The sequence below is a fragment of the Borrelia persica No12 genome, from assembly GCF_000500045.1.
Classification (GTDB): Bacteria; Spirochaetota; Spirochaetia; order Borreliales; family Borreliaceae; genus Borrelia; species Borrelia persica.
The window spans coordinates 1-1,143 of sequence record NZ_AYOT01000171.1 but is presented as its reverse complement, the minus strand read 5'-3'; the positions used below and the strand labels follow the sequence as shown (position 1 = coordinate 1,143).

1 protein-coding gene and 1 pseudogene are annotated in these 1,143 nt (G+C 32.2%); both read right to left on the bottom strand.

The window, feature by feature from the left end:
• Positions 1-452, bottom strand: a 452-nt coding sequence (locus U881_RS0105915; protein WP_024653640.1) for a hypothetical protein, incomplete at its 3' end; no start/stop codon positions are given.
• Positions 453-692: 240 nt separating this feature from the next.
• Positions 693-1,143, bottom strand: a pseudogene (locus tag U881_RS11935) (hypothetical protein); the annotation flags it as partial.

The following is a 1,143-nucleotide window of genomic DNA, read 5'->3' as shown; positions in this document are numbered from 1 at the left end:
ACTCCATCTATCTTTGCGTCAAGTTTGTCTACCCTAGCATCAAGTTTATCTATCTTCTCATTAAGCCTAGTCTCTACTCCATCTATCTTTGCGTCAAGTCTAGCCTCTACTCCATCTATCTTTGCGTCAAGTTTGTCTACCCTAGCATCAAGTTTATCCATCTTCTCATTAAGCCTAGTCTCTACTCCATCTATCTTCTCATTAAGCCTAGCCTCAACTTTATCTATCTTTTCATTCAAATCAATTTTGAGCATACTTATTTTATCATCCAAGTAATGAAAATTATCCATCATCCTATCTTGAAGAAGATCAAATTTTTCTTCAAGAACATAATAACTGATAATCTGCCCATTAAACTCCCCACTATGATAATCTTTTTTAACTCTCTCAGACTTAACCGAATTCTTAGCTACTTGTCCATCATATACCTGCTCTTTTAATGCAACACTCATATTTATAACCTCAATGATTTTTTTAATTTTTAATATACTCTACTTAATTATAACACATGAAATAAGTGCACTATCGGAAATAAAAGAATAAGACCAATAACCAAAGTTATTGGTCTTATTCATGGCATAACACAAAAACGATAATAAATTATGTTTTTGTGTACAAATAATATTATACAACAATATTCAAAAAAGTCAATCGATTTTCTCTATTGTCTCTAAATTTTTTTCATATATTTTTTAGTTAGCCATTCTAAATCCCATYGAATGCTCTTTAGCTTTCAACATACGCACAAGCTTATCAGCATCCAAAACRTCACCAKAAAAATTATAATTATAATTAATTATGACCTGACKATTACTATTMSCTTCAYTTTTCTGCATTTTGCTAATTTCTTCTGCAATGATTCTTGCTTCAAGCTTTCTCAAATTTTCATCAATGGGAGCCGGAGTTACTCTTACAAGTTCATTCTGTCCCATTTCACTAGTCATTAATCCTGCACCAGGCATATATGTAGGTTTTGTGGTCATAAACCTAGCACCCTTACGAGCAAGCTTAATCTCCTCTATAGAAGATGCAGACTTTACTTTTGATATTCTTTTTAGAATCTCATTTAAGTGTCCTTTAGTTCTAGCCAAATCCGCAGTTTTTCCCCAATAATTCCAATAAGCTTCTACTTTATCCACTTCT